2 protein-coding genes are annotated in these 3,760 nt (G+C 70.1%); both read left to right on the top strand.

Annotation, left to right across the window (positions count from 1 at the left end; all coding sequences use genetic code 11):
- The coding region (locus KUG39_RS17005) for an acyltransferase family protein (RefSeq protein ID WP_216916647.1) at nt 1-1,494 on the top strand (1,494 nt) is incomplete at its 5' end.
- A complete protein-coding gene (locus KUG39_RS17010) occupies nt 1,494-3,605 on the top strand; it encodes an acyltransferase family protein (protein WP_216916645.1) in 2,112 nt (703 codons plus the stop codon). The genes KUG39_RS17005 and KUG39_RS17010, both read left to right, overlap by 1 nt.
- The last annotated feature ends 155 nt before the right edge of the window (nt 3,606-3,760 follow it).

Consider the following 3,760-nt stretch of genomic DNA (forward strand, 5'->3'; position numbering starts at 1 on the left):
TGGTGGACGCAGAGCGCGCCGATGGCGGCGTTTTTCCTGATGCCGAGCCGGCTGTGGGAACTGACGGTGGGCTCGCTGCTGCTGGTGTCGCAGCGGCGGGGTCTGCTGGGGGCGGAGTGGATGAAGGGCCGTTGGCCGCGGCTGGCGGGGGCGGCGCTGCTGCTGTGGGCGGTGGTGATGACGTCGGAGCGTGAGGGCTTCCCGGTGCCCGGGGTTCTGCCGGCAGTGGTGGGGACGCTGCTGGTGCTGCAGGCGGGCCCAGGAGAGGGGGGCAGATTTCTGCCGGGGCGGTGGCTGGAGCGGGTGCTGCTGACGTGCGGGCTGCTGTCGTATTCGCTGTACCTGTGGCACTGGCCGGTGATCGTGCTGCTGCGCTGGACGTGGGGGATGGAGACGTGGTGGCAGTACGTGGTGGCGGTGGCCGGAAGCGTGGTGCTGGCGGTGGCGGCGTACGGGCTGGTGGAGCAGCCGGTGCGCCGTTATCCGCTGAAGTGGTGGTGGGAGACGCTGCTGGCTGTGCTGGCGGTGGCGGGCCTGTGGACGGCCATCGACACCCTCCACTATTCGGTGCGCGGCCGCTTCTTCATCGGCACCGACCGGGATCCGGTTCCCCTGCACGAACGGGTGCAGGAGTGGAATCCCACCCTGCCCGGCACCCGGATCGATCAGAACTGCGCCATTCCCTACTGGACCCCTTACAGCCCCGCCAGCCGCTCCGATCTCGAACGCTGCAGCAAGCCCGGTCGGCCCGGTGCCGGGGAGATCTTCCTGCTGGGCGATTCCCATGCCGAGCATCTGCTGCCGATGCTCGACCTGGTCACCGCCGCCACAGGCCAGCGCATCACCTTCACCAACAAGCGCTCCTGCTTCATCGATCCCCAGCTGACGCTGTTCCTCAACAACCGTCCCTACAAGCCCTGCACCGATTTCGCCGCCGGGGAGATGGAGCGGGCTCTCGAGCGTCTGAAGCCGGGGGACATCGTCATGATCTCCAGCAACCTCAACAACTACCTGAGCAGCGCCGACCCCGGTGGCACCAGCCAGGGGCAGCCGGCTTACCTCTCAGGCCGGAGGCTTAACGTCGCCGAATTGCGTCAGGCCCACATTCTCAGCATGCGGGCCTATGCCCAGCGTCTGGCGGCCCGGGGCATCCAGCTGGTGCTGGTGGTCGACAATCCCACCCTCGCCCGTGAGATCGTGGCCTGCCCGAAGAATTCCGCCACCAGCTGCGCCCCCGACCCCGCCGCCACCGCCGCGGGCCAGCAGGCGGTGCGCCTCACCCTGGCGGCGGCGGCGGCGGGCCTGCCGAACGTGCATGTGTTCGACCCCACCCCCTATCTGCTGGGCCCGGATGGCCGGGTGCGCTACCGCAATGACCTGGGCAAGATCATCTACTCCGATTCCCACCACCTGAGTGTGACGGGAAGTCGCTCGCTGGCGGGGCCGTTCCAGCGGTTCCTGTCCGAGGCGGGCCTGATTCCGGGGGGGCGCTGATGGCGGTGGCCCCCACCGCCACGACCGGAGCCGCCGCGTCGGCGAGCGGCCCGGCGACCGGATCAGGCGGGAAGGGGGGAGCATTCGCCTACCGGCCGGACATCGATGCGCTGCGGGGAGCGGCGATGCTGGCGGTGCTGGTGTTCCACCTGAACAAGGCCTGGCTGCCGGGTGGCTTCACGGGGGTGGACATCTTCTTTGTGATCTCGGGCTACGTGGTGATGGGCTCGCTGCTGGGCCAGGCGAGCAAGCCGCTGTGGCCACGGCTGGGGAATTTCTACCTGCGGCGTGTGCGGCGGCTGCTGCCGAACCTGCTGGTGTGCCTGGGGGTGACGAGCCTGGCGGTGGCCCTCTGGGTTCCCCCCGGCGAGAACGGGCCCTACTTCATGACCGCGATCAAGGCGTTGTTCGGCTGGTCGAACAACTTCCTGATGGGGCAGATCGATTACTTCAATCCGGACGCCGACCTGAACCCATTTCTGCACACCTGGTCGCTGGGTGTGGAGCAGCAGTTCTACCTGGTGTTTCCGCTGCTGATGGTGGGGATCGGCTACGGGGTGCGGCGGAGCGTGCCGCTGCTGGCGGCGCTGATCGTGCTGTCGTTGGGGGCGAGCTGGTGGTGGACGCAGAGCGCACCGATGGCGGCCTTTTTCCTGATGCCGAGCCGGCTGTGGGAACTGACGATCGGTTCGCTGCTGCTGGTGGCGCAGCGTCGGGGTCTGGTTGGGGCGAGCTGGCTGCAGGGGCGCTGGCCGCGGCTGGCGGGGGCGGCACTGCTGCTGTGGGCGGTGGTGATGACGTCGGAGCGTGAGGGCTTCCCGGTGCCGGGTGTGCTGCCGGCGGTGGTGGGGACGCTGCTGGTGCTGCAGGCGGGTCCCGGTGAGGGGGGGAGATTCCTGCCGGGGCGGTGGCTGGAGCGTGCGCTGCTGACGTGCGGGCTGCTGTCGTATTCGCTGTACCTGTGGCACTGGCCGGTGATCGTGCTGCTGCGGTGGACGTGGGGGATGGAGACGTGGTGGCAGTACGTGGCGGCGGTGGTGGGGAGCGTGGTGCTGGCGGTGGCGGCGTACGGGCTGGTGGAGCAGCCGGTGCGGCGTTATCCGCTGAAGTGGTGGTGGGAGACGCTGCTGGCGGTGCTGGCGGTGGCGGGCCTGTGGATCGGCATCGACGCCCTGCAGAACGGCCTGCGGGACCGCCTGTTCCGGGGCACCGACCGCGATCCGGTGCCCCGCAGCGAGCGCATCCAGAACCTGCTGATCCCCGGCACGGGCATCGGCAGCGGCTGCAGCCTCGTGTACGGCCAGCCCTACAACGACACCACCCGCATCGATTTCGAGCGCTGCGGCCGCCCCGGCCGGCCCGGTGCCGGCGAGATCTTCCTGCTGGGCGATTCCCATGCCCTGCACCTGCTGCCGATGCTGGACGCGGTGACCGCCCGCACCGGCCAGCGGATCAGCTTCACCTACCAGATGGCCTGCTTCACCGATCCCAGCCTGCTGATGAGCTGGGGCAACAAGAGCTATGGCCCCTGCCGCGACTTCGTGGTCGGTGAGATGGAGCGCTCCCTGGAACGCCTCAAGCGGGGCGATGTCGTGGTGCTCTCCTCCTGGCTCAACTACTACGTGGGCGATGTGACCCCCGCCGGCACCCCCAGCGAGGCCAACGTCATGGACGGCGACCGCCGCCTCACCCCCGCCCAGGCCCGGGAGCGCCACGTGTCCAACCTGCGGGCCTACGCCCAGCGGCTCGCCGCCCGCGGCATCGAGCTGGTGCTGGTGGTGGACAGTCCGATGCTGGCCCGCAAGCCGCTGGAATGTCGCCGCTCCACCGGCCCGGCCGTGAGCTGCGCGCCCGAGCCCGCCGTGACGGCGGCGATGCAGCGCACGGTGCGCGCCACCCTGGAGGCGGCGGCGGCGGGCCTGCCCAATGTGCATGTGTTCGACCCCACCCCCTACCTGGTGGGTGCGGATGGTCGGGTGCTGGATCGCCGGCCCGACGGCACCCCCCTGTTCGCCGATAACCACCACCTCAGCGTCAGCGGCAGCCGTTCGCTGGCGGAACCGTTCGAGCGGTTCCTGTCGCAGGCGGGCCTGGTCCCGGGGGGGCGCTGATGGCCGTGGCCCCCGCCGTCACGAGCACCGGAGCCGCCGCGTCGGCGAGCGTCCCGGCGACCGGAGCAGGCGGGAAGGGGGGAGGTTTTGCCTACCGGCCGGACATCGATGCGCTGCGGGGAGCGGCGATGCTGGCGGTGCTGGTGTTCCACCTG

Source organism: Synechococcus sp. CCAP 1479/10, from assembly GCF_019038515.1.
In the GTDB taxonomy this organism is placed as follows: domain Bacteria; phylum Cyanobacteriota; class Cyanobacteriia; order PCC-6307; family Cyanobiaceae; genus Cyanobium.

Coding starts and splice junctions, on each gene's coding strand:
- KUG39_RS17010 (WP_216916645.1), top strand. CDS start 1,494: ATGGCGGTGGCCCCCACCGCCACGACCGGAGCCGCCGCGTCGGCGAGC.